The organism is Pseudomonas sp. VS40, from assembly GCF_018587885.1.
Lineage (GTDB): Bacteria > Pseudomonadota > Gammaproteobacteria > Pseudomonadales > Pseudomonadaceae > Aquipseudomonas > Aquipseudomonas pergaminensis.
Genome location: NZ_JAGYWD010000001.1, coordinates 602,928 through 627,925, shown reverse-complemented (window position 1 = coordinate 627,925; position 24,998 = coordinate 602,928). Strand labels below are relative to the sequence as shown.

The following is a 24,998-nucleotide window of genomic DNA, read 5'->3' as shown; positions in this document are numbered from 1 at the left end:
GTAAGATGCTCCTGTAAAATGGCGTTTGAGCGGGTTCTTCCCCTAAATTGCCCCTTTTTTATAGTGAAAGGCTCTGGCCTGAGCTTTTTATACTGCATGCCCCCGCTGATCTTGCCCGGCAAGAAGGGCCCGTCCACACGGCGGCCCCGGTCTCGGCAAGGGGGCAGGCTTACCGGCTTGCCCCCCGCAGACTCAGGTGGGCAATCCAATAACAAAATGAGGTTGTACCCCTATGCCAGTCGGCAACCCACTGCCCCATGGCGAGACCGCTCAAGGCGGCCCGCTCAAACGCGAACTCGGTGAACGGCATATCCGCCTGATGGCCCTCGGTGCCTGTATCGGTGTGGGCCTGTTCCTCGGCTCGGCCAAGGCCATCGAGATGGCCGGCCCCGCGATCATGCTGTCGTACATCATCGGCGGCCTGGCGATCCTGGTGATCATGCGTGCCCTGGGCGAGATGGCGGTGCACAACCCCGTCGCCGGTTCCTTCAGCCGTTATGCCCAAGACTACCTCGGCCCGTTGGCGGGCTTTCTCACCGGTTGGAACTACTGGTTCCTGTGGCTGGTGACCTGCGTCGCCGAAATCACCGCCGTGGCGGTGTACATGGGCGTGTGGTTCCCCGACACCCCGCGCTGGATCTGGGCCCTGGCGGCGTTGATCAGCATGGGCACCATCAACTTGATTGCGGTCAAGGCGTTTGGTGAGTTCGAGTTCTGGTTTGCGCTGATCAAGATCGTCACGATCATTGCGATGGTCATCGGCGGCGTCGGCATCATCGCGTTCGGCTTCGGCAATGACGGCGTGGCGTTGGGGATTTCCAACCTGTGGGCCCATGGCGGCTTCATGCCCAACGGCGTGCAGGGCGTGTTGATGTCCTTGCAAATGGTGATGTTCGCCTACTTGGGCGTGGAAATGATCGGCCTCACCGCCGGTGAAGCGAAGAACCCGCAGAAGACCATCCCCAGCGCGATCGGCTCGGTGTTCTGGCGCATCCTGCTGTTCTATGTGGGCGCGTTGTTCGTGATCCTGTCGATCTACCCATGGAACGAAATCGGCACCCAGGGCAGCCCGTTCGTGATGACCTTCGAACGCCTCGGCATCAAGACCGCCGCCGGCATCATCAACTTCGTTGTGATCACCGCCGCGCTGTCCTCCTGTAATGGCGGCATCTTCAGCACCGGGCGCATGCTCTACAGCCTGGCGCAGAACGGCCAGGCGCCGGCGACCTTCGGCACCACGTCCAGCAATGGCGTGCCACGCAAGGCCTTGCTGCTGTCGATCTTCGCGTTGCTGTTGGGCGTGTTGCTCAACTACCTGGTGCCAGAAAAAGTCTTCGTGTGGGTGACCTCCATCGCCACCTTTGGTGCGATCTGGACCTGGCTGATGATTCTGCTGGCCCAGCTCAAGTTTCGCAAAAGCCTGAGCCCCGCCGAGCAGGCCGGGCTCAAGTACCGCATGTGGCTGTACCCGGTCAGCTCGTACCTGGCCCTGGCGTTCCTGCTGCTGGTGGTGGGCCTGATGGCCTACTTCCCGGACACCCGCATAGCCCTGTATGTCGGCCCGGTCTTCCTGGTGCTGCTGACTGTGCTGTTCTACGTGTTCAAGTTACAGCCGTTGAACGCAGGCCAAGGCGCCCCGCGTTCGGCCTGACGCTTAATTCACTTGCTGGGCCAGTTGTGCTGCTTCGGTCAACTGGCGCACCAGGCGATTGCGCTCGGCAATCTCAAGCTCTACCAGGGATTGCCGACGATCGAGGTAGATATCCGAACGTCTGTCCACCACCTCCTCGTTCAGCCTGTTCAGTTTGTAGCGCGCTACGTTTTCGATGGTCGAGAAAGGCTCAGGGTAACTGCGGGCCAGATACTCGATCCAGAACTCTTCCGTCAGCAATGAGTTCTGCGCCGCCTGGGTGCCGCTCAGCGCCTGCAAGGTAATGCGTGCCTGATTGATGTCTTGCTCATCGACCCAATCCTCCACGGAATAGAGCATTTCCTCGCGCCCAATGGGCAAGTTGAATTCTTCGCGAAAGCGCATCCGGTAGTACAACTTGATCTCTGCATCGTCCACCTCCAGACCCGCCATGCGCCGGTTCTGGATATGCGCGTCGGCCAGTTGATCGACCTGGCGCAGGTAGAACAGGCTTTTCGCCAACGCCAGCAACTCGCGGTCTGCCTGGTTGCTGCTGGCCTGGGTGCGTGCTTGATGCACCTTGTGTACGATCTCCATATCGATAAATACCAGGATGGCGCCATCGCCGCAGGTGCCGTCGGTATAGGTGCTACGGAAGACCCGGTCGCGTAGCTCGGTCGATTCGCCCATGGCATCGAGCAACTGCCATACCCTTTGGGTGAGGGCTTGCCGAGTGTCTTGGCTGGACCGGTACGAGAACGATTGGGTCAGGTCGCGCAACACTCGGAACGCGTCTTCTGGTCGCGCACCCTCATGCCGTAGCAATTGATCCCATAGCGCCTGCCGTTGCGCATGTCGAGCGTTGGGGATACCGGCCAGCCAAAAGCTGACGTCGTTGCTTGTCGCCGGCTGATGCAGTTCACCCGGTAGCAGGCCACCCAGGGCAATGCCGGTGCGATCGCGATAGTCGCGAATCCGGCCCAGCGTCTGTTCGCTCAAAGGGTTGTCGTGCAGCACGGTGTGAAGGTTGGTAGGGCCCATGCGCACGTCGGAAAACACCGCCTCGGGCACTGTGGTCAGACGGTTTTCCTGCAGCATCAAATGGCGCAACGTGCTGCGGCGTTCGGCCCCGACGGGCCACTGGTCGATATGGGTCTGGCGTAGCGACAGCACCTGCAGGCGCGTCATCTGCGAAACGTCCGGCGTCAGGCCCAGAGGGTTGCCGTCCAGGTAGAGGCCCTCCAATCGCGTGAGGCCGGCCAGGCGCTGACGAGACTCCGGTGTCAGCACGATCAAGTTGTCGCTCAAGTCCAGTTGTTGCAGTTGCGTCATCTGGGTGAGGCTGGTGGGCAGGTCATTGAGCATGCAGTCGAGCTTTAAATGAGTCAGTCCGATAAATTTGCTCAGGAAGGCGTTGCCCGTCGGCGGAAAGGAATCACTAACGATCCGCAGGTATTCAATGTGCTCGAAGCCACGGGTGCCCAGCATGAAGTCGGGGTCGGGCAGGCTGTTGCCGTCCAGGCGCAGCACCAGTTGATGGGAGTCGAAAAGCCCAGTCTCGTTGTCGTAGGCTGCACGGGTTTCGTGGCGCCAGGCACGCAGGATGCGCTCGGCCATTAGGCGGCGTCGCCCGTAGTTCCAACCCTCCAGGTAGATCGCCGGGTCGATCGCCTGGTCGTCCACCGGCTGGGGCGTGTCGATCCAGCGCTGCAGTTCGAACTCCAGGGCCTGGTACTCGGCCTTGCGTCGCTCCAGTTCGATCAACGCGGCGGGTTCGTTCATGCCCAGCGAGTTAATCAGATCCCGGGCGTCGGCGACGCTGAAGCTGGGGTAGATCTCGCGCACCTTGCTCACCAGGTCCACCGGCTGGTTGCCACCGAACGGCCACAGGCTGCGCAGGGTAAACGGGTAGACGATGAATGAAGTGTCCACGCGCATCGGCGGCTGCAACCACGCCGGGATATGCGTCAGCCCCAGCAGGGCCTTGATGGCCACGCGTTGGCCCAGGGCCAGGTCGGCAATGGCGTGCCGTAGCGCTTTCGGCTCGGCACCCTCCTCCACACCCAGTGCACGGCACTCGGCATCGTCGAGGGTCAGGACCACGGCGCCGAGCAGGTCGCGGGTGCCGTCGGGCCGCTCATTGAGCCTATGACCGTCGCGATCATGGGACTGGTAGCCGCCGTCGATCTTCACCAGTGTGCGGCGGTCGGTGGCACCCGTTTGGCCGGCGCGGGCCAACAGCGGGCCGGCGAGGCTGGCGTCACGCACTTCCAGGCGCAGGCTCAGTGGCCAGCCGGGTACATCCTTGAGCAGGTGCAGCATGATTTTTTCGCTGTCGGGGTTGGCCAGAGTACTCAGGTAAAGGCCTTCATAGGCGCGGTTCAAACGTATATCGTCAGCAGTGAGTCGGACCTGTTCGGCCAGGCGCAAACCCACTTCGTCGCGCTTATGCAATTGCTTGAGTTCGTTGGGGCTCGATTGCCCGATAATCGCCTTTACCGCGCTGACGGGCAGTTGCGGGAAGTGCGCGTGCAGGCGCCGTTCCAGGCTCGTCGCGCCTTGCTCGCTCTGGGCGTAGAGGATGTCGAACAGTTGCGCCCGTTCGCGCCAGGCGTACTCAGCGATTTTCTTCGACAGTTTGAACAGGCGTTCCTCCTGTGAGGTGGGCAGTTCACCCAGCAGCGCGCGGCAGACCTGATCGTTCAAAACAATACGGGTGAGGGGCTCCAAGCCTCGGCTCTGCGCTTCGGTCAATTGAATGCGTTCGCTGCTGGCCCCGCTGCTGGCCGGGTAGCGCTGGATCACTTGGCCTTGCGCGTTGATGATCTCCAAGGCATGGCTGTCGGGCCAGGCCGGCAAGCTGGTGACCAGCAGCAATTGCAGGGAAGGCCGCGCATTGCGCGTGGCCGAGTAGACACTCATGGCCTGGATGAACTGCAGGATCTCGCGCTCGATGTGAAAGCGTTTGCTGGTGTCCTGCAACAACGGCGGTGGTGGCAGCCCGCTGCTGTGCACCTCTCGCAACGCCTGCGCCGGCGTGTCGGTGAGGCGCATGATCTGTGCGGCGGTGGTTTGGTCGACGTGATAGTGGGCGGGGCCCAGGCGATAAAACAGGCGGTGATCGTCCCAGGTCAGCGGGTTTTCACTGGACAGGCGCCAGGCACCCTGGCGGTTATGTTCCAGGCGCGGGGTATCGACGCCGACTTTTTGCGGGTGCTTGAGCCGCCACTTGCGCAGCCGGTTGTCGTAGACGATCGGGTACAGCGAGCCATACAGCGGCAGCAACTGTTGGCCTTCCCACTCATAGAGGCCCAGGGCGTCGGGCTTGAGGTCATGGGGCAGCACCACGCTTTGCTCATACTGGCCAAGCGACTGGTCCAGCAGGCTGACCTGTCCTTCAGGGCTGCGTCGGGTGCTCATCAAGTCGCCCAGGGTGTCGCGCAAGCCTTGGGCATCGCTGGCGCTGTTCATCCCCAGTTTCAGGCGCTCGCCGGGTTGCAGGACCGAGCCCACGGCCAGGTAGAGACTGTCAATGGCCGGTGACACCGGGATCGGCCCGGCGTTGCGCATGTCGTAGGCTTCATAGTGGCCCTGGCCGTAGTGCAGCAGTTCCACGGTGGTGTCATCGGGACCGCTGGAGACATAGCGATCGGCGGGGGGGCCATTGCTCACCTCGGTGACCACAAAGTCGCGCTTGCAGGTGCTGCGCAACAGGCTGGCGATGAAATCGCGTGCCCATAGGTCGGTGTCCGGGTTGTAGGCCCGAGGGTGGTAGAGGCCGTCGATCACGATGTCGATGCGCAGGGCGGTGCGATGGTGTTCGAGGTTCTCCCGCACCGCCTGGGGCAGGCTGGCATCGCGCAGGAAGGCGGCTTGTTGGTTGGCATCGAGGGGCGTTTGCAGCAACAGTTGTTGCAGGTTGGCCGAGGTCAGGGGCGGGTAGAGCCCGCGCAGTTTTTTCAGCAGTGGTGTGACGGTCACCAACGGTGGGGGCACCTGGATCGGCAGCCACTGGCGTGCGCTGTCCTCAACAGGGACTTCGTCGCGGGCATAACCGTCGTAGCGCGTCATGGCGGTAAACAACGGGTGGCGGTGGGTTTTTGCCAGTTCACTGATTTGCACGCGCAGGCGCGCAATGCGTTGAGCCACGGTCAGGTGTGGGCTGCCTTCCTTGCCGAGCAGTGAGGTGGCGGGTTGCTGGTTCAGGATCAATTCGAACAGCTGTTCCTGAGTGGGCGCGGAGGTGAGTTGATCGGTCAGTCCGCCGTAGGTGCCATCGTCACGACGCATCAATTCGACGGTGTGGGAGAGGCCATTCTCGCGGGCGGCATAACGTTCGATCAGCACGCCGCGCTGGTCGTGCACGTTAATACACGCATCGACCGGCCAGGCGGGCACTTGGGTCAACAGGCACAACACGGTGCCATCGGCGTGGGGCGGCATATGCCCGCGTCTTGAGAAGTCCTTGATCAACTGCTCGATGACTCGGTCGGCCTGCAGGCGCCGGACCCCTTCGGTGAGGTTGACGGGTGCGGGGTCGCCGGCCCACACGCGATCCAGGGTGGTGCGGTCGGCGGCGGTGCTGCGTAGCATCCTTTCCATCTCGATACGGGGCACGGCCGTGGAGCCGTCGGGCAACATGCGCTCGGCCAGTTGGATGTCCGAAAGGGTGTGGGCGTTGTGCAGGTCCAGGGTCCAGGCTTGCAGCGCCGGGTCGAACAGGATCGGTGGGGCAAAGCGCCCGGCGTTTTCGAGCTTGAGCACAAAGCGCATGCTCTGCGCGTCATAGCTGACCTCCACGACGTGGCGCTCCTGATCTTTTTGCAGCCACGCGTATTGTTTACTGTCGACCTGGTACACCCCTTGGGCGTTGGCGACTTGGCCGTCGAGCAGGTGCTGATCAAGGATCGCATAGGGGCCGATATCCGGCTTCCAAAGGGCGTGGCTGCCGTCGGCATGGGTCACTTTGCGCGGGTTGCCCAGTTGGTGCAAAAGGCGTGTCATGCGCTGGTTGTGCACACGGCCGGCGGTGGTGATCAACAGGCCATTGATGGCCAAGTCGGCAATGTCCGCCAGGGCAGACGCAAACTCACTGGCTTCGCCACGCGCCGCTTCGTTGATGCCGATGATCACGCTATAGGCCAGGCTGCCGAACACCGCCACTTGCATCACGCGATTCAGCCCGGTGACGCCGCCGGGCATGGGCGTGAGCAGCAGCTCCAGGACTTCCCGGGCCATGGCCGCGACGCCATCGATCAGGGCCTGCAAGTCACGCTCCGAACGACGGGTGGCCAGGGTCGAGAGGTTGGCCTGGTAGCGCTGCACCTCACGGTAGGTGCAGGCTTGCACCAGGGACTCCTTGCGACCGTGCTTGGGGTCGGGGGTAAAGCGCAAGCCATCAAGGGCACGTTGCGGGAACAGGCGGTGGAAGGTGTCGTAGAGGAAACCGGCTACGGGGCTCAGGCCTACCGGGCGTGGCGCATCCTTGAGCAGTTGCTTGAATCCGTGCATTTCAGCCATCGGCAACTGGCGGGCGAACCAGCCCAAGTCACCTTCGCTGTGGCTGGTCTTGAGTTGCTGCATGAACGCCGCGTGCGCGGCGTTGGCGTCGCGGTGGTAACGCAGGGCGCCCCCAGGTCGGAAGGGGAAGTATGACAGCACCCCGTGGGCGGCGACGCGGATCAGCAGCAGCGGTACCGGCACGGTTTGCCCTGACGGTACGAACGGCACGGCAGGCAACACGGTGATCCCGGTGCTCATGCCCAGGGTGTCGAAGGGCAGGGCCGGGCCGCTGCCGTCGAGGGCGGCGTTGAGGCTGGCAAGAAGGTCGCGGGTCACGCCAGTGTGGGCGCGGTTGCGGTACGCCTCCAGCGCTTCAAAGCGCAGGCAGGCCTCGCTGCTCGCTTGCAGCAGGCCCTGCAATTTGCCGCCCTGGCCCAAGGCGGTTTGCAGGCGCTTGTCGAGTTGACCGCCCAGGTCCAGGTCACGGGCAATGGCGATGAACTGGCTGACGGTCAGTTGAAGGTTGTCTGCGCCACTCAGGTAAGACGATTCGACAAATGTCTGCCCTGACGCCTGAGGCTGGGACGTGGCGAAATCGAAGTTCAGGCAGGCGGCGTCCCACAGCGATAACGTGGAGACATGGGGGCGATATTTCCATTCGTCGTAGGCACGGCGAAAGCGGCTGCGGTGAGTCCCATTGAGGTGAGCGCTGGCGCGGGGTTCCCAGGGCAGTGGCGGTTGCAACTCTTCGAGGTAGCGGGTGTGCAGGAATAGGTTGTGCGGGTCCAGGCCGCCGATGCGGTTGCGCAGCTGAGTCGTGCCGTCGGATTGGAAGGCTTGGAGCAGGGCCGCATTTTCGCGGTCCACCGCCTTGATCGCCTGGTGGGCTTCGCGTTGCAGCCTGACGTAGTCCCGTTGCTCCTGTGGGGTCAGGCTGCTCATCGTCCGCGCCAAGGTTTCGCGGATCATTTCCAGGGCTTGCTGGCGGGCCCAGGATTCACTGGATTGCAGGTTGCCCGACAAGCCATTGAGCAGTAGATGGGTAGGCATGGGGCCATGTCCTTTCACGGGTTAAGTGGAAGGCAATGGAAGCATCTGGCCCCTACCGTTGGGCGCTAGCTATGTAGCGCGGCGCGGGGTTGCCGGTCCAGGCGCTTGATCAACTCCAACCAGGCTGCGAGGCCGGCCATCAGCAACGCGCCGATCACGGCGGTGGTCAACTGCATGGCGACGGCGTCGTTGGCCATGGCGTTGATCATGTCCGCCAGGGGCGCCAGTACCACCCCCAGGCAAAACACTTCCAGGGAATAACGGCCCATGCGGCAGATTTCGCCGGCCACGCGGTTCTGCGTCCAGCCGGCACCCGGCAACAGCTTGGCGGTGACGTATGCCAGCGCGAGGAAATGCACCAGGCGCACCGGTGACAGGTCGGTCTTGCTGATGGGGTACAGCCAGTTGCTGAGCGCCGCCGGCATCCACGCATCGTGGATCTCGGGCCAGCGCCACGACAGGGTGATCACCCCGGCCACCAGCACGTAGACCGCCGAAGCAACAAACAGTGGCTGACGCAGCAAGGCCCGGGTTTCGGCGGTTTTAGGCCGCTGGCTGTAGATCGCTGCCGCGCCGCCCAGCACAAACAACAGCTGCCAGGTGACCGGGTTGAAGTACCACACACCGTCGCTGATCGCCCGCAGGTTCCAGCCCATCCACGGGGCCAGCAGGTAGATCGCCAGTGACACCGCCACCACGGCCTCGACTTTGCGTACCAGCATCGGCAGCACCAGCGGCAACCCCGCCAGTAACACGATGTACAGCGGCAGTGGGTCCATCAGGTTGGGCTTGAAGCGCAGCAGCAACTCATCGGTGAGGGCTTGTTGCGGGTGGGTGACGAAGTGCGTCAGGCCCATTTCCTCGACCAGGTCACGGGTTTCCACATGGCTGTTGGCGAAGAACACGATGCCCATCAGCAAGGCCAGCAGGAAGATATGCACCACGTACAGCACCCAGGCGCGGCGCAGGATTTTCAGGCAGGCCATCCAGTAGCCGTCGCGCTGCATGATCTTGCCGTACGCCAACACGGCGGCAAAACCGGCGAGGAACACAAACACCTCGGCGGCATCGCTGAAACCGATGTTGCGCAAGGTGATCTGGCCCAGGGGATTGTGGGGGACGTGATCCCAGAATATGAAGATCAACGCCAGGCCCCGAAAAAAATCGATGCGCGGGTCGCGTCCGTTCGGCATGGCTACAAGCTCTTGAACAAAGTGTTTAGTAATGACAGGCGAGCGCGGGTGTAGTCGTACGCCGCACGTCGGGCGGGCGCAGGTTGGCGGTATTTGTAAGCAATTGCAAAGGTTGGGTATTACTGAATGTCTCTAGACATCAATGATGACCAGCGTGCCATGGCTGCCCGCAAGTACCGCATGGGCGATACCGGCTTCCACGAGGTACATCTGGCCGGCGCCTACCCTGATCTCGCTGTTGCCGATGCTCAAGCGCAACTGACCATCGATCACCAGCAACCCTTCGTTGTAGGCATGGGTTTCCTCCTCGTGAGCCTGTTCGTCCATGCGCAACACCTTGATCCGCGCCGGGCCGACCTGGCCCAGGCGCGTGGATTTCCAGGTGTCGGGCAGTTGCCCGGCGATGGCGGCGAAGTCCAGTAACGGCATGTGAAGCTCCTTGTTTCAACGATGCCGTCGGTGGTCCGGTTCAGCGATAGGGGTTAGGGTATTGATGTTACGCGGCGCTGGCTTCATGGGGCTCAAAACTGTCGGCCCGCGCCATCTGCCACATCCGCGAATAAAACTCGCCATTCACCTCGCCGGTCAACAACTCGCCAGGCTTGAGGAACACATGCAACTGCGAGAACAACTTGATCTCGGTCGCCGACATGCGCCGCACCAGATGCTTGGCCGACAGCTGCGAGGGGTGATCCAGGCCCGCCGCCGCGAGCATTTCTGCCAAGGCCTTGAGGGTGTTGCGGTGGAAGTTGAACACGCGCTGGGCTTTGTCCGGCACCACCAGGGCGCGTTGGCGCAGTGGGTCTTGGGTGGCAACGCCGGTCGGGCATTTATTGGTGTGACAGCTTTGCGATTGAATGCAGCCGATGGCAAACATAAAGCCGCGCGCCGAGTTGGCCCAGTCGGCGCCGATGGCCAGCACGCTGGCGATGTCGAAGGCGCTGACGATCTTGCCGCTGGCGCCTAGCTTGATCTTGTCGCGCAGGTTCAGGCCCACCAGGGTGTTGTGCACGAACAGCAGGCCTTCGCGCAGTGGCACGCCGATATGGTCGGTGAACTCCACGGGCGCGGCGCCAGTGCCGCCTTCCTTGCCGTCCACCACAATGAAGTCCGGGAGGATGCCGGTTTCGAGCATGGCCTTGGCGATGCCCATGAATTCCCATGGGTGACCCAGGCAGAACTTGAACCCCACCGGTTTGCCGCCGGACAATTCGCGCAGTTGGGCGATGAACTGCATCAGTTCGATGGGCGTGGAGAAGGCACTGTGGCGTGACGGCGAGATGCAGTCTTCGCCCATCATGATGCCGCGGGTCTCGGCGATTTCCTGTGTCACCTTGTGCTTGGGCAGGATCCCGCCATGGCCTGGTTTGGCGCCCTGGCTCATCTTGATTTCGATCATGCGCACTTGCGGGTTCTGCGCCTGTGCGGCGAAGCGTTCCGGGTCGAAGCGGCCGTCGCTGGTGCGGCAGCCGAAGTAGCCGCTGCCCAGTTCCCAGGTCAGGTCGCCGCCGTTTTCGCGGTGGTAGGGGCTGATGCTGCCTTCGCCGGTGTCATGGGCGAAGTTGCCGAGCTTGGCGCCCTGGTTCAGCGCACGAATCGCGTTGGCACTCAGCGAGCCGAAGCTCATCGCCGAGATATTGAACACCGATGCTGAGTACGGCTGCGTGCACTGCGGGCCGCCGACCATCACGCGGAATGCGCTGGGGTCGCTGAGCGGCGCCGGGCGCATGGAGTGGCCGATGAATTCGAAGCCCGACTGGTACACGTCGATCAAGGTGCCGAAGGGTTTGTCCGCCGTCTCGTTCTTGGCGCGTGAGTAGACCAGCGAGCGCTGGGCGCGGGAGAAGGGCAGGGCGTCGCTGTCGGATTCGAGCAGGTACTGGCGGATTTCCGGGCGGATGGCTTCTACCAGATAACGGATATTGCCCAGGATCGGGTAGTTGCGCCGTACCGCGTGGGGGCTTTGCAGCAGGTCGAACAGGCCGATCAGGCTCAGCACGCCCGTGACGAGGGTAATAGGCCACAGCCATTCATGTTCGATAAAGGGGAGGCTGGCGAGGGTGAAAATGACACACACGGCAAAGAAGGCGTAACGACTCAGCAGGGACAGACTCATACGTTTTTCCTTGGTTTCACTCATCAGGGCCTGTAGGCGCCCGGCAAGCCGGGCTCCTACGGGGCTCAATCAGGCGTTTTGCGCCTGTAGAAAGATCGAGAACAGCTCCGACTGGGATTTGATCCCTAGCTTGCTGTAGATGTGTTTCTTATGGACTTTCACGGTTTCAACAGAGATTTCCAGCTTACGAGCGATTTCCTTGCTGGAGCAACCGCTGAGCATCAAGCGGCCTACATCCAGCTCGCGGGCGGTGAGTTGCGCGCCCCAATCATCATTCTGGATCGGCGGCTGCGGGGTGCTGACCTGGTTGAGTTCATAGGGCAAGCGTTGGCGCAGCAGGCTCAGCACCCAGGGTTGAATCAGCGACAGCAGGGCAATCTGCGCCTGGTCGAAACGCTGCTTCAAACCCAACGACAGGCATAGCGTACGCCCATCCGGCAGATGGCAATTAAATTGGATTTCATCTGCGACCACGTTAAGGCGGAAGTAGCGCTGGTAGTACTCGGTGAGTTCGAAATGCTCCGGCGCGACTTCCGCCAGTCGAAACAAGCCGGTGCGCGAGTGTTCGCGGCTGGCAATGTAGAAGGGGTCGAGCAGGTACAGGCCATTGAGGTAGTCCTGGAACAGCTGGTCTGGCGTACCGTCGGCACCGGGGCATTCGGCGAACACCAGGGGGCGGTGTTCGCTGCTGAATAGCAACACCACCCAACTGTCGAACGGCACGTATTGGTCCAGCAAGCGGACAAGCTGAGTCCAGAAGTTGGGCTGGTCGAGGGCGTCTATCATTTGCCCCACCGCGCGGTGCCAGGCGATGTCCTGCAGCGACATGGTCATTGATCTACCCCTAACGTGTTACCCCGGCCGCGTAATTCCCTGGCGGGTATTGGCTGCGCATACTGCGACACAGATAAAGAACAAGGAATACCCATGAAGGTCGAATTCGCCCAACTGGCCGGTCGTGATAACGACACAGCTTACAACCTTGAGCGCGCCCTGGCGGCAATCGTTGCCTGCGCCGACGATACGCAACTGATCGTATTCCCGGAAACCCACCTGACGGGCTTTCCCTCGGCTGAAACCGTCGCCGACATCGCCGAGCCCCTGGATGGCCCCACCGTGAGAGCCGTTATCGAGGCGGCTCGCGCGTGCAACATTGCGGTGGTGATCGGTATCGCCGAGAACGACGGCGGCCAATTCTACAACACCACCTTGCTGATCACCCCCGAAGGCATTGCCTTGCGCTATCGCAAGACTCACCTGTGGCCATTAGAGCGTGGCGTGTTCAACCCGGGCGACCGTTACCCCACCTGTGTGTGGAACGGTATGCGCGTCGGCCTGCTGATCTGCTACGACATCGAGTTCCCGGAAACCGCCCGCGCCCTGGCGCAAACGGGCGCTGAATTGCTGATCGTCACCAACGGCAACATGGACCCTTACGGCCCCACGCACCGTACCGCGATCATGGCGCGTGCCCAGGAAAACCAGGTGTTCGCGCTGATGGTCAACCGCGTGGAAGAGGGCGACGGCGGCCTGGTGTTCGCCGGTGGCAGCGCCTTGGTCGACCCGTTCGGTACGTTGCTGTTCGAAGCCGGGCGTGACGAAGGGCAATTCACGGTCGAGCTGGATCTCGACCAACTGGAGGCGGCGCACAAGGACTACCGCTACCTCGACGACCAGCGCATGAAACTGCCCGGCGAGGTGATCGAGCGCAGCGATGGGACGCGTGAGCTGCTGATCCCGAAAAACTGACACAACCCCTGTAGGCGCCCGGCTTGCCGGTGATGGCGGCTTTGAAATTGCGATCGCCGGCAAGCCGGGCGCCTACAGAGGGCGCCGTACACCATAACAATTAGTGCATCCGCTTCATCGACTTCAGTTCTGCCATAAATCTAATAAATCAGCGGAGAATCGCTCATGGCTCGTTTGCAACGCACCCTGTCGTTAGGGTCGGTGGTGCTGTTTGGCATCGCCTATATGACGCCGATCATTGTGCTCGGCACCTTCGGCATCCTGGCGCAATCCACCGCCGGCATGGTCCCCGCCGCTTACCTCGCCGCCCTGGTGGCGATGTTCTTCACCGCCATGAGCTACGGGCGCATGGCTTCGGCCTTCCCGGTGGCCGGTTCCGCCTACAGCTATGTGCGCAAGGCGATCAGCCCCAAGTTGGGATTCATCGCCGGTTGGGCGGTGTTGCTCGACTACCTGTTCCTCCCGATGGCGATCTGGTTGATCGGCGCGGCATACCTGCATTCGGCATTCCCCGCCGTGCCGCAGTGGGTCTGGGTGCTGGCGTTCATCGGCATCACCACGGCGATCAATATCATCGGCCTGAAACTCGCCAACGGCATCAACGCGCTGCTGATGCTGGTGCAGTTTCTGGTGCTGATTGCGTTTGTCGCGTTGTGCATCCACTACATCGGTGGCGATGCGAGCACGCCGCTGTGGACGATCACGCCGTTCTTCAATGGCCAGATGCAAATGCCACTGATCATGAGCGGGGCTGCGATTGCCTGTTATTCGTTCCTGGGCTTTGACGCGGTCAGTACCCTCACTGAAGAGACCCGCGACCCACGCCGCACCATTCCCCGGGCGATCATGCTGATCACCTTGATCGGCGGGCTGATCTTCGTCGGTGTGTCGTATTTTGTGCAGGTCGCGCATCCGTCGTTCGAATTTGCCGATGTGGATTCGGCGGCCTACGAGATTGCGCGCAACATCGGTGGCGACCTGTTTGTGTCGATCTTCCTGATCGGCCTGATCGTCGGCCAGTTCGCCTCGGGGCTTTCAGCCCAGGCCAGTGGTTCGCGCTTGTTGTTTGCCATGGGCCGCGACGGCGTGTTGCCCAAGTCGTTCTTCGGCACCTTGCATGCGCGTTTCGGCACGCCGGTCAACAGCATCCTGCTGTGTGCAGTCGTGGCCTTGCTGGCGCTGAAGCTGGACGTGACCACCTCCACCTCGTTCATCAACTTCGGTGCGTTCCTGGCGTTCAGCCTGGTGAACCTCTCGGTGATCTTTCACTACTGGATCGGGGCTAAGCAGCGCGGCGTGCGGGAACTGATCCTGTTCCTGGTGTTCCCGGCCATCGGCCTGCTGGCGGATCTGTGGTTGATGGTCAGCCTCGATCACCTGGCGATCTACCTGGGCCTGGTGTGGTTGGCGATCGGCCTGGTTTACCTGGGTGTGCTGACGCGCGGATTCTCGCAACAGCCACCGGAAATGGACTTTCAGGAAACTGCATAGAAGCTGTGGGCCTATCCTTATTGCAATCGGTTCTCGTTTGGGTGCATTTGATGTGTTACTGTATAACACATCAAATGCACCCAGACGCCCCGGAGGCCTTATGAAAGCTGGTATCCATCCCGACTACCGCACCGTGCTGTTCCATGACACCGCCGCCGACGTGTTCTTCCTGATCGGCTCCACCGCCGACAGCGATCGCACCCACACCCATAGCGACGGCAACACGTACCCGTATATCCCGTTGGACGTTTCCAGCGCCTCGCACCCGATCTACACCGGCCAACAGCGCAAGACCCAGGCCGAAGGCCGGATCGCCGGGTTCAACAAGCGTTTCGCTTCGTTTGGCTCGAGCCCGAAAAAAGCCGAGGCGTGACTATCACGTGCTTCACCTCGAAGGCCGCTCCGGTTTCTGGAGCGGCTTTTTTTTGCGCTGATATCGTAAAGCCATTATTTTGCAAAAAACCGACTAAACTCCTCAGTAATAGCCAGGAAGGCAGGACCGGACCCTAAGGAATGCACACCGACGATCCGAGGTGTCCCATGGGAGAGTCAGTTACATTTACCGATGCCAGACGTGCCGTGGTGCTGTTGATCGACGCCCACCCCGACGTGCTCCAACGCCTTACGCAACTGCTGCAACTGGAACCCTTCGACCTGCACAGCGCCACGTGCGCTGCCGATGCCCTGGCCATCCTGGCCAGCCAACCCGTCGACCTGGTGATGAGCGCCGCGCGCCTGCCGGACATGGACGGCGCCTCATTGCTCGCGCATGTCCACCAGCATTACCCCCACACCGTGCGCATCCTGCTGACAGGCGAGACCGACCTGACGCTGATCGTAAAGGCCATCAACGAAGGTGAAATCTACCGGTACCTGAGCAAGCCCTGGAAGGATGAAGAATTGTTGCTGGCGCTGCGCCAATCCCTGGCGCATCAGCATTCCGAGCTGGAGCGCCTGCGCCTTGAACAACTGATCCAGCAGCAGAACGACGAACTCAAGCAGCTCAACGCCACCCTGGAAAAACGCGTGGCCGCGCGCACCAGCGAGCTGCAGCAAACCGCCGACATGCTCGATCTGGCCTACGAAGAGCTCAAGCACAGCTACGCCACCGGCACCGAAGTGTTTTCGCTGCTGGCCAACCTGCGCCTGCCGCGCGCCAAACAGACCAACCGGCAGATCATCGAACTGGTGCGCACCTGGTGTGTGGCCCATGGCGTGGACTCCGCCAGCAACCGCGACCTGACCATGGCCGCCGCGCTCTACAACATCGGCAAGCTGAGCTGGAGCGACAGCATGATGGCGTCGCCCTCGGACCTGCTGCACAGCAGCGACCGTGAACGCTATCGCGCCTACGCCACCCAGAGCGAGTCGCTGCTGATGACCCTGGAGCCGATGAAAGACGCCGCGCGGCTGATCCGCCATCACCAGGAACGCTGGGACGGCAGCGGTTTCCCTGACCACCTCAAGGGTGAAGCGATTCCCGCCGGCTCGCGTTTGCTGAAACTGGCGGTGGATTTTATCGAACTGCAAAAAGGCCTGATCCTGGAGCGGCAGATGAACAGCGACGAAGCGCTGCTGTACATCCGCAAATACGCCGGGCGGCTGTACGACCCGGTGATGGTCGAAGACTTTGTGCTGGTCTGCGCCACTTACCTCAATGACGTGACGTTGGGCGACCCCAACGTCAAAGTGCTCGGCACCCGGGAACTGGCGGAGGGCATGGTGCTGGCGCGCAATCTCAATGCGGACAACGGCATGCTGCTGCTCAACGCCGGCAAGGTGTTGAACCTGCCATTGGTGGATAAGTTGATTGCCTTTGAGACCATGGAAGGGGCGCGGTACAGCGTGTTTATCAAGGACACCGACGAGGCATTGCTTTCCGGTTAAGGCACTTCATGTGATCCTTACATCTTTGCCTTCAAGGAAGACTGTACATGCCCTCCACCATCCGCATCGCCGCCGCCCTCCTGATCGGCAGCGACGGCCAGACCCTGCTGGTGCGCAAGCGCGGCACGCAAGCCTTCATGCAACCTGGCGGCAAGATCGACGCGGGTGAGCAACCTGCCGACGCGCTGGCCCGTGAGCTGCACGAAGAACTGAACCTGCGCATTGAGCCCGGCGCGGCGGTCTACCTTGGCAAGTTTTCCGCACCGGCGGTCAATGAGCCGGGTTTTACCGTGGAAGCCGAGCTGTTCCAAGTGCAGATTGACGTGCCGGTGAGCCCGGCGGCGGAGATCGAAGAAGTGCGCTGGATCGACTCGGCTGGCGACGGAGGCCTGGTCCTGGCACCGTTGACGCGGGATCTGATCCTGCCGTTTTATCGTGCATCGCTGACGGCATGAGCATCCGCACGCTGGAGGCCAGCGACGCCGAGGCTTATCGGGCGTTGATGCTGGAGGCGTATGGCGCCTATCCCCAGGCGTTCACTTCCAGCGTGGCGGAGCGTGCCGCGATGCCCTTGAGTTGGTGGGAGAAGCGCTTGAGCAGCCCACTGGACCGGTTGCTGGGGGCTTTTGAAGGGGATGAACTGGCCGGCATTGTCGGCTTGGCGTTCGAGCCGCGGGAGAAGGCACGGCACAAAGTGACTTTGTTCGGCATGTACGTGACCCAGGCTTACCAGCAGCAAGGGCTGGGCCGTCAATTGGTCGAAGCGGCGTTGGCTGAGGCGCGCCAGTATCCGCGCCTGAAGGTGATTCAACTGACGGTCACTGCCGGCAATGATGCCGCCTTTGCGTTGTACCAGCGCTGTGGGTTCATCCAGTACGGCCTGGAGCCGCTGGCGGTGCGGGTGGGGGTCGATTACTTTGACAAGATCCACATGTGGCGCGAATTGCAGCACCAGTGATTTCCGACTGTGGCAGGCTTGCCGGCGATAGCCATAGGTATCTGCACAACGCTGCACCTGTGGTGAGGAAGCTTAACAGACGACCCCTATCTAACTGTTGCCCCACGATCAAAATGTGGGAGCTGGCTTGCCTGCGAAGGCGGCCCGGCAGACGACCACTATCTAACTGTTGCCCCACGATCAAAATGTGGGAGCTGGCCCGCCTGCGAAGGCGGCCCGGCAGACAACCACTATCTAACTGTTGCCCCACGATCAAAATGTGGGAGCTGGCTTGCCTGCGAAGGCGGCCCGGCAGACGACCACAATTTAACTGTCACCCCACGATCTAACTGTGGGAGCTGGCTTGCCTGCGAAGGCGGCCCGGCAGACAACCACTATCTAACTGTTGCCCCACGATCAAAATGTGGGAGCTGGCTTGCCTGCGAAGGCGGCCCGGCAGACGACCACAATCTAACTGTTGCCCCACGATCAAAATGTGGGAGCTGGCTTGCCTGCGAAGGCGGCCCGGCAGACGACCACTATCTAACTGTTGCCCCACGATCAAAATGTGGGAGCTGGCCCGCCTGCGAAGGCGGCCCGGCAGACGACCACAATCTAACTGTCACCCCACGATCTAACTGTAGGCGCTGGCTTGCCGGCGATGCAGGCACCTCGGTACCTCAGGCACACCCAGGCGATCTCTTCGTTTACAAGGCGACGCAGAGTTCAGCGTACCGCGCTGACCCCATCGAGGGTGGAGAATGAGGTGTCCTTGGCGGTCAGCAGGAAGTCGCGCATATACGGCGCATCCAGCATGTCTGCGCGAATCCCCGCGTACAGCGTTGCAAACAAGCCTTTCTCACCCAGGCGCTTGCCTTTCACGTAACCGCGCGAGCTGTATTCGTGCAGCGCCCAATGGGGCATGCCGCACACGCCACGGCCGCTGGCCACCAATTGCATCATCATCACGGTCAGTTCCGAGGTGCGCACCTGGGCCGGTTCTACGTCGGCGGGTTCGAGGAAGCGGGTGAAGATGTCCAGGCGGTCGCGCTCGACCGGGTAGGTGATCAGGGTTTCGGTCAGCAGGTCTTCCGGCACGACGTATGGTTTGTGCGCCAGCGGGTGCTGGTTGGCGACCGCGAGCATGGCTTCGTAGGTGAACAACGGCACGTAGGTAATGCCGGGCAACTCCAGCGGGTCGGAGGTCACCACCAGGTCCAGGTCGCCGCGGGCCAGGGCTGGGAGCGGCGCGAAGGCAAAGCCGGAGGCCAGGTCCAGTTCAACCTCCGGCCAGGCATCGCGGAACTGGTCGATGGTCGGCATCAGCCACTGGAAGCAGCTGTGGCACTCGATCGCCATGTGCAGGCGCCCGGCAGTGCCGCCGGCCAACCGGGCGATGTCGCGTTCCGCACCGCGCAGCAGCGGCAGGGTGGCGTCGGCCAGTTGCAGCAGGCGCAGGCCGGCGCTGGTGAAGCGCAGCGGCTTGGTCTTGCGCACGAACAGCGGCATGCCCAGGCGTTCTTCCAGCTCCTTGAACTGGTGGGACAGCGCCGACTGCGTCAGGTGCAGGCGCTCGGCGGCTTCCACCAGGCTGTCGGCTTCGCGCAAAGCGTGCAGGGTTTTGAGATGACGGATTTCCAGCACGGCGGCCTCCATGAATGAATTTTGTGCTTAATGATAAAACATTGAAAACTATTCATGTTGGCCGTTGCGTGATTTAAATCAGTTCAGGGCTTCGAAGTGTTTCTTTGCATAGTATTTGCCGATATTGCCGCGCCATATAGTCAGGTCGGCGAATTGCACACCCTTGCCGCTCTTCTTCATTTGCCAGTGCAGACCCCGATACCGTTCCGCAGCGATTTTCAGGTGCGCTTTGGCAAAGGTATCGAACGCTGAGTTGGCCTTCACGTAGTGAAAGTGGGCGAACCAGCTTGGTGCGTCCTGCGGCCTGGCTGTGTCGTGAATGGAATATTCCTGAAAGTAGTCGGTTTCTCCGTCGGGGCGTTTTTGTGTCTGCCCGCGGCGAATGCCGACTTTGCGGATCTCAACGCGATTGTGTTCCATCAAGTAGTCCAGATAGCCTTCGGTCGGTTTCTTGCTGGCCAGCGTACGCTCGATACGCAGGGCTTGTCCGGCGGGCCTGAGGGGGGTTGCCCGACTGCGCAGTTGTTCGATTAGTGGGTGCGTGGGGGATAGGCCTTGTAGCTGGTTGGCTCGAAGTTCCAAGGCCTCGGCTTCACTGACTAACATGTGCTCAAGGTTGATCGGTTCCATCGTTTGGTAAGCGCGGACTTTGTTTTCGAAGGCATCCACGGCGGCTAAACGGGCCTGGGCTTCGGTCACCATGGTCGGCAGGTCGCTAGGCAGCGCCGGGGGCTGAGTCTTGGGCTGGCTCAGCTCGGCGTTCAAGCGGTATCGCTGGCTGCCGGACATTTGCTCCCACACCTCCACAGGTTTGCCCTCGCTGTCCTCCACAATAAATTGTCTCGATGATTGCTGTTGCGCCGGTTTTTCAGTGCCCACCAGAACCTGTCCATCCTCGGTTTCAAAGAGCGTTTTGGTGTGTTCTGCCTGGGGGGCGGTGTAGGCTTTTTTTATGCCCTTGCGTGCTCGCTCCATGAGTTGGGTCAGGCAGTCCAGCATCTGTGAAACATAGTTCGCGTCAAAGTGGCTGGGTGACATCGCGTTCCAGGTTGTCAGATCGAGGTGAAACAGCTCATAAGCCTCGAGGGTGTTGCTTAGCACTTGGTTGCGCTGGGCCTTACTGATGTTGGCCGTGGGAAGTTCCCGGTGGGCGGCGATGGTGCGTTTCAGTTTGTCGGTGGCCAGTTCCAACACCCTTTCTTGATAGATCCAGCTAGGGTTCCCCGGTTGGCGTTCAGCACGCAGGAGTTCCAACAACATTTCGGCCTTTGCCAGCTGCGTACGGTGCTCGGTGAAAATTATCTGCAACGGCGATGCAAACTTGGTCACTTCTGCCCTCATGGACGGGATAGTTATGCGGTCCAACCAGCCAGTCACTTCTCCAAGCATGATTTCTACCTGTTTCAGCTCATCAAGCATTTCAATTCGATATTGCTTGAGCACTTTTTCAGCGTGCAGGTATTCAGCGCCGTCGGGGGACATTGCCTTCATGCGGTTCTTTAACTGCGTAAAGTCCCCCTGCAAGCCAAGTATTCGTCGCTTGGCGTTCAATGCCTGAAGCGCGTAACGATTGCCCACTATCATGGCCGCCCAGTTTTGACTTTTGGCGACGGTCTGCTGCAACGTACTGCCTAGGAACCCGGCGGCTGTTTGATTCAACGCGTATACCTGTTTGGCGAGGTCTGCGTCTTCGGTCAAGCGCAGGTCCAGTGCCTTGGTCGCTTGGTGCCTCGATGTCGTGCCTGTCGCGGTGGTGGCGGTACTGAATTCGTTGTCCAATCTCATCGCATCGCGGTTGGTCACTTCAACTTGTGCGCCGAGCTTTTTGGAGAGCCTATCAAGATCGTTGAGTGTTGCCTGGCGTTGCGTGTGTACGGTGGCTACCGCTGGCGGAGTCTGCTGCTCCACAGCGGCTGGCACGCGCGAACCCGCACGCGATGTTCCCTGTCCTCGTCGGCTGCCGCCGCTATACCCGGTGAGATAGCCGCCATGCAGCGCCGAGTAAGTGTTCCATTGCTGCGCTTCGTCAAAGGCAATGACCGGCGAGTAGGTTTTTCCCTTGGCGACCAGCCGCATTTCATGGGCTGTTGGTTCAAACTTCACTTTGAAGTAACGTCCACCGTCCGCGATGAAATGCTCGCCGGATGTATGCCGTAGCGTGTGGCGATAAGGACCGGTTTGCACCGCTTGCAGGCTGCCGAGCTCGAGTAGTTGATCGAATTCGTAGCCGGCGAAACGATGAACCTGGGTTTTCGCCTGGCGTGACTTCAGGTTGCGCCAGAAGTCAGGGCGCAGTATGTGTTTGAGTTGGCGCTGCAGCATCAACGTTTTGGCGGTGTTGGGCCGTGCCGCAGGCACGGCGGCAAAGGTCAGCGCGTCCATGCCTGCATACACCAGGCATTCGAACACCGAGGCCAGTTGCTCGATGCCGTGGTGCATGTCGCCTTTCCTGAGGGCATCGACAGCAGCGTAAAGGCTAGTGGTGGCATCGACGAGGGAAACCGCGGTGCCAATCAGTGGAAGAAAACTCACCGCGATTTTGATGCCGTTGAACAGACCACCTGATTTGAGCGCGTATTTCTCATCCGCCAGGTCCTCATTGGAGCGAGCGTACTGTCGATTGCTCTCGATCAGGCGTCCCATGTGAGCATCCAATTGATGAGCTGCCAGCGAAGTAGTGACTGGCCAGGGGGAGCCGACACCGATGATCGCGTCATAGTGTTTGACCGTGGCCTGGTCAATGCGGTTGAGGTGAGACTGGAGCTCTCCTGTCAAGGCACGGCTTGCCACGTACTCGGCCATGGTGTCGATACTGCAGAGATCAAACAGTTTCCTGCGCGCCAGTTCCAGGCTGTCGAAGCGCTGCAAGCATCGATCATCCGGCGCATCGGGCAGGTAGAGTAACGTCATCCCGGAGATTTTTTCCTGAATGAAGCTGATACCTGAGAGCGTGACTGTGCCATAGCGGTTAGTGTCGCTGTCATCGACCAGTATTGCCGGCAGCAGGGCAATACGTTGGGTGCCGACCTCCCATGCTTGCTGCGTATCGGCGTCGATCGCGGTGTCCCACACCAGGCGCTCGTCAGCGTTGATATGGTTTTGCATGAACGCCAACTGGCCTTGAGTCTGGAGCATCAAGCGCAGTGGTTCCGCCAGGCATTCACGGCGGTAGTTCAATTGGAATGCCGACTCCTGGGAGGTACCTCTGAAGGCTTGGACTATTCGCGTTTCGTAGGCGTTGGCCAGGTTGAGGTCCTGGACCATCTTGACCAGGTAGGCAGCGTCTATACCCGCCTTGAGCCTGTCGAACTCCGCGGTGTTGTCAGCCGTCACGTCCAAGGTCATGTAGTGCAGCCGCTTGCCCATGCTGCTGTCGATGTTCCTCACGGCCAGTTCATCAAGCGACATCTTGCTGCGTTTCAGGCTGGGTGCGGTGATTATCTTGATTGGGGTTCCGCCCACTCCGCTGCCGCCGGTTACGGGATCTCGGATATCCCTTGTCGAATCAGGCAGGTCCACTTCTACGGTAAAATCCTGGGTGATGGAGAAGTCTTTGCGCAAGCGTGAATCGATCTTAAGCCTGGCGAATTCATCCCGTGAGGGCAGAGATTGGTCGAGCAAGGCCTGGGAGCGTTTGAGTGCGGGAATGTAAGCCTTGAGCCGAGTCCTGAGCAGTTCCCGCTGTTCCTCGGTTTGTTTGTCCAGCCAGGTCGGGATGCTTGCCGCCAGATGGCTGCTGTTGTTCTGCTCCACGATTTCCAAAAACGCCGCTTCGCGGGCGCTGTGCTCGGGCACCACGAGCTTTTCGAAGGTTTCTTCGCGTAATTTTTCCAGGCGTTCGACCAGTTTGTCGGCATCGTCCGGGGTGGCATAGGTCAAGCGCAACTGCGCCGCACGTTCCTCAAAATTGACTTGCTGAAGTCTGAGGCTGTGTTCGAAGGGGTTGTCGGTCAGCTCCTTGAGCGCCAAGGCAAGCCGGTCGTCCTGGGGCGCGATGTTGAACAAGGCTCCTTGCAGTGCTTGTCGGGACGCGAAGCGTTGCAAGCCCCCGCCAGTGCCCGGCCAGTAAACCAAGTAACTGGCGGCGGATGTCGACGGTAATTTCAAGTCGGTTGCGGCAGTGAATACCAGCGGTCCTTTGAGCTCGCTCTCAGTGATTTTTTTGGTGGTATTGGTCTGTTCGGTGACCGAGAGGCTCATCGAACAGACCGCTACTTCAATGAATCGCTCTTCGGCCACGGGCGAATCAAGGATGACCTCCAGCAGTTTCAGCTCATCGGCGCTGATTTGGTTCAACGCATGCTGAATTTGCGCTTCGATTCTTAGCCCCGCCACGCGCGCATTGTAAAGAGCGGTAAATTGGGTATTGAGGGTTGCCACATCGTGGGTGCGTCTTTTCAGCATGAGGCGTGCTGCGACGGCTGATGCGTCCTGTTGTACTCGCAAATCATCGAGTTGCTGCTGGAATTGCTGCAAGCGCGTTTTGCGGTTGGTTACAGCATCATCTTTGTCGAGCAGGCCGTCCAGGGCGGTGCGTTGTTGCAGCACTTGGGCCTGGCGTTGGCTCAATGGCAGGCTTGGGTAGAGCTGGCCGAACTGCGAGAGCATCTCCTCCTCAAGGGGGGTGGGTTTCGGCTGTTCAGGTGCCAGGGCAAACAGTGATTGGCTCTGGCGCTGTTTATCAAATGCTTCGATGGGCAGTCGTGCCATGTTGGCATTATCGATTTCGAAACCGGGGACGGGCTTGATCGCTTCGTGATATTGGGCCTCGGCCAATAGATTCAGCCAGTCGCTGATACCGGTTTCCAGCGGCCTGGTCTTGAGACGATAGTCAATGGTAGCGAGGGGATCGGAGTTCGGAGTCGAAAACAAGGCTTGTTGCTGATCGATCAACCAACGCTCCATGTCCGTACGCTTGGCGAACGTGCGCCACGCCGGTTGATGTGCGGGTAAGTACAGCAACTGGCTGACCGGCTGGTCGGTATCAAGGGTAAACACCCATGACCCAGGCAAGACGCGTGCATCGGCAGCGGGGCGCTTTAGCACGATGTGTTCGATGCAGATATTGTCGCTTCCAGGTGCTGCCAGGAGGGGATCAATAAGGGCAAACATCGGGTTGAGCGCCGTGGCATTTATCGAGCCTTGGGCCAGCAGTACATCGCCCGAGGCCTCGAAGTGGATCTTGTACAGTTCGGTCGCCCTTGCATGACATGAAACCGGTTGGCGGGGCGCTCGGTTGTTTAAAAAGTGCCGGGTCCAGGCATCCTTGATTGCCTGCTCCAGATCCAACCCTCTGAGCTCATCGAGCAACATGGGCACCGTATAGCCTGAAAAACGGTGGTTGGCCGGTAGGTGGATGAGTTGGCCCTCGGGTACTTGGCTCGTATCCAAAGAGGGATGCTGTTGCATGTAAAGGCAGGCTTCGTACAGGGAGATGATGCTTGAACTACGCGCTTCAGTTGCCAGGAACCTCAGCCCAACGCGCTCGCCGTCCAGCGTCAAGTGTTCTTGGAGCATCTGGTTGATCACTGTGCGTACCGATGGCGTGCCAGCCATCAACTCGCGCATGTCTTCGTAGCAACGTTGCCAGCGTTGTGTGGCGTCCAGCAGCAGGTTTTCGTCAATGCTCGCCGGCACAAGCAGGTGTGATAGTCCGAACTCGTACACGTTGAGGTCTTGAATGTTGGTCATGGGGGTCGCTCCTTCATTTAAGAAGGATTAGAGAGCGATGGCCATGACCCAGGGTGGGATATAAATAGCGGACGACCGTTGAGCGGGCTTCATCAAACTGTCACGCAA

At 60.7% G+C, this 24,998-nt stretch carries 14 protein-coding genes; 7 read left to right on the top strand and 7 right to left on the bottom strand.

Translation table 11 applies throughout. From position 1 onward, the window contains the following. The first annotated feature begins 232 nt into the window (after positions 1 to 232). The gene (locus KHP07_RS02870; protein WP_099494152.1) at positions 233 to 1,651 is read left to right on the top strand and encodes an amino acid permease; all 1,419 of its coding nucleotides are present in this window, start codon (positions 233 to 235) and stop codon (positions 1,649 to 1,651) included. 3 nt (positions 1,652 to 1,654) lie between these two features. On the opposite strand, the gene KHP07_RS02865 is transcribed toward KHP07_RS02870, so the two are convergent. The 5 genes from KHP07_RS02865 to KHP07_RS02845 form a co-directional block, all read right to left on the bottom strand. Continuing rightward, a complete protein-coding gene (locus KHP07_RS02865) occupies positions 1,655 to 8,182 on the bottom strand; it encodes an NEL-type E3 ubiquitin ligase domain-containing protein (RefSeq protein WP_214496563.1) in 6,528 nt (2,175 codons plus the stop codon). 65 nt (positions 8,183 to 8,247) lie between these two features. Further along, the gene (locus KHP07_RS02860; RefSeq protein ID WP_100491413.1) at positions 8,248 to 9,375 is read right to left on the bottom strand and encodes an OpgC family protein; all 1,128 of its coding nucleotides are present in this window, start codon (positions 9,373 to 9,375) and stop codon (positions 8,248 to 8,250) included. 132 nt (positions 9,376 to 9,507) lie between these two features. Next, positions 9,508 to 9,804 (bottom strand): cupin domain-containing protein, encoded by a 297-nt coding sequence (locus KHP07_RS02855; protein ID WP_214496562.1) that lies wholly within the window; start codon positions 9,802 to 9,804, stop codon positions 9,508 to 9,510. Between the two features lie 67 nt (positions 9,805 to 9,871). Further along, the gene (locus KHP07_RS02850) at positions 9,872 to 11,491 is read right to left on the bottom strand and encodes an FMN-binding glutamate synthase family protein (protein ID WP_078050873.1); all 1,620 of its coding nucleotides are present in this window, start codon (positions 11,489 to 11,491) and stop codon (positions 9,872 to 9,874) included. Positions 11,492 to 11,560: 69 nt separating this feature from the next. After that, positions 11,561 to 12,325 (bottom strand): helix-turn-helix transcriptional regulator, encoded by a 765-nt coding sequence (locus KHP07_RS02845; RefSeq protein WP_078047090.1) that lies wholly within the window; start codon positions 12,323 to 12,325, stop codon positions 11,561 to 11,563. 93 nt (positions 12,326 to 12,418) lie between these two features. On the opposite strand from KHP07_RS02845, the gene KHP07_RS02840 reads away from it, so the two are divergent. The 6 genes from KHP07_RS02840 (at position 12,419) to KHP07_RS02815 (ending at position 17,576) form a co-directional block, all read left to right on the top strand. Further along, a complete protein-coding gene (locus tag KHP07_RS02840) occupies positions 12,419 to 13,240 on the top strand; it encodes a carbon-nitrogen hydrolase family protein (RefSeq protein ID WP_214496561.1) in 822 nt (273 codons plus the stop codon). Between the two features lie 165 nt (positions 13,241 to 13,405). After that, positions 13,406 to 14,731, top strand: a complete 1,326-nt coding sequence (locus tag KHP07_RS02835; protein WP_099494157.1) for an APC family permease — start codon at positions 13,406 to 13,408, stop codon at positions 14,729 to 14,731. A 100-nt stretch (positions 14,732 to 14,831) separates the two neighbouring features. Then, positions 14,832 to 15,104, top strand: a complete 273-nt coding sequence (locus KHP07_RS02830; RefSeq protein WP_078047093.1) for a type B 50S ribosomal protein L31 — start codon at positions 14,832 to 14,834, stop codon at positions 15,102 to 15,104. A 167-nt stretch (positions 15,105 to 15,271) separates the two neighbouring features. Further along, complete coding sequence (nosR, locus tag KHP07_RS02825) at positions 15,272 to 16,618, top strand: response regulator c-di-GMP phosphodiesterase, NosR family (protein WP_078047094.1); 1,347 nt, start codon at positions 15,272 to 15,274, stop codon at positions 16,616 to 16,618. 47 nt (positions 16,619 to 16,665) lie between these two features. Beyond that, positions 16,666 to 17,073: an NUDIX hydrolase gene (locus tag KHP07_RS02820; protein ID WP_214496560.1), complete on the top strand. Its 408-nt coding sequence runs from the start codon at positions 16,666 to 16,668 to the stop codon at positions 17,071 to 17,073. After that, positions 17,070 to 17,576: a GNAT family N-acetyltransferase gene (locus KHP07_RS02815; protein WP_214496559.1), complete on the top strand. Its 507-nt coding sequence runs from the start codon at positions 17,070 to 17,072 to the stop codon at positions 17,574 to 17,576. The genes KHP07_RS02820 and KHP07_RS02815 overlap by 4 nt, the downstream gene beginning before the upstream one ends. 705 nt (positions 17,577 to 18,281) lie before the next feature. Here the strand turns inward: KHP07_RS02815 and metR are convergent. Both metR and KHP07_RS02805 read right to left on the bottom strand, forming a co-directional pair. Continuing rightward, positions 18,282 to 19,199 (bottom strand): transcriptional regulator MetR, encoded by a 918-nt coding sequence (gene metR / locus KHP07_RS02810; protein WP_078047097.1) that lies wholly within the window; start codon positions 19,197 to 19,199, stop codon positions 18,282 to 18,284. A gap of 78 nt (positions 19,200 to 19,277) precedes the next feature. Then, the gene (locus KHP07_RS02805; protein WP_250883402.1) at positions 19,278 to 24,890 is read right to left on the bottom strand and encodes a dermonecrotic toxin domain-containing protein; all 5,613 of its coding nucleotides are present in this window, start codon (positions 24,888 to 24,890) and stop codon (positions 19,278 to 19,280) included. Positions 24,891 to 24,998 lie beyond the last annotated feature (108 nt).

Bases quoted from the DNA above. Each gene is read 5' to 3' on its own strand.
- KHP07_RS02835 (WP_099494157.1), top strand. From the start codon at position 13,406: ATGGCTCGTTTGCAACGCACCCTGTCGTTAGGGTCGGTGGTGCTGTTT.
- KHP07_RS02830 (WP_078047093.1), top strand. From the start codon at position 14,832: ATGAAAGCTGGTATCCATCCCGACTACCGCACCGTGCTGTTCCATGAC.
- KHP07_RS02840 (WP_214496561.1), top strand. From the start codon at position 12,419: ATGAAGGTCGAATTCGCCCAACTGGCCGGTCGTGATAACGACACAGCT.
- KHP07_RS02820 (WP_214496560.1), top strand. From the start codon at position 16,666: ATGCCCTCCACCATCCGCATCGCCGCCGCCCTCCTGATCGGCAGCGAC.
- KHP07_RS02850 (WP_078050873.1), bottom strand. From the start codon at position 11,491: ATGAGTCTGTCCCTGCTGAGTCGTTACGCCTTCTTTGCCGTGTGTGTC.
- KHP07_RS02845 (WP_078047090.1), bottom strand. From the start codon at position 12,325: ATGACCATGTCGCTGCAGGACATCGCCTGGCACCGCGCGGTGGGGCAA.
- KHP07_RS02860 (WP_100491413.1), bottom strand. From the start codon at position 9,375: ATGCCGAACGGACGCGACCCGCGCATCGATTTTTTTCGGGGCCTGGCG.
- KHP07_RS02865 (WP_214496563.1), bottom strand. From the start codon at position 8,182: ATGCCTACCCATCTACTGCTCAATGGCTTGTCGGGCAACCTGCAATCC.
- KHP07_RS02855 (WP_214496562.1), bottom strand. From the start codon at position 9,804: ATGCCGTTACTGGACTTCGCCGCCATCGCCGGGCAACTGCCCGACACC.
- KHP07_RS02815 (WP_214496559.1), top strand. From the start codon at position 17,070: ATGAGCATCCGCACGCTGGAGGCCAGCGACGCCGAGGCTTATCGGGCG.
- KHP07_RS02870 (WP_099494152.1), top strand. From the start codon at position 233: ATGCCAGTCGGCAACCCACTGCCCCATGGCGAGACCGCTCAAGGCGGC.
- KHP07_RS02805 (WP_250883402.1), bottom strand. From the start codon at position 24,890: ATGACCAACATTCAAGACCTCAACGTGTACGAGTTCGGACTATCACAC.
- nosR (WP_078047094.1), top strand. From the start codon at position 15,272: ATGGGAGAGTCAGTTACATTTACCGATGCCAGACGTGCCGTGGTGCTG.